Below are 209 nucleotides of genomic sequence, written 5' to 3'. Positions count from 1 at the left end.
CTTCTCGAATCACTTCGAGGTCGGCATCGGAATTTACCGCTTAAGCCGGGCCAGCTTCTTGAGTTTCTTCGATCAAAAATTCCGCATACTCTCCTTCGGGAGAGATTACGTTAAATTCAGGCAAAAAAAAAGCCGCTTGGCAACGTCCTACTCTCCCAGGACCCTTCGGTCCAAGTACCATCGGCGCTGGAGGGCTTAACGGTCGTGTT

The 209-nt window shown here is 50.7% G+C and carries 1 rRNA gene; it reads right to left on the bottom strand.

Going from position 1 to position 209, the window contains the following annotated elements:
- Positions 1-134: 134 nt before the first annotated feature.
- Positions 135-209 (bottom strand): 5S ribosomal RNA (gene rrf, locus FS806_RS27250); the annotation flags it as partial.

Source organism: Paenibacillus sp. 32O-W (genome assembly GCF_007679495.1).
GTDB lineage: Bacteria > Bacillota > Bacilli > Paenibacillales > NBRC-103111 > Paenibacillus_L > Paenibacillus_L residui.
This window is presented reverse-complemented; position numbering and strand designations above follow the sequence as displayed.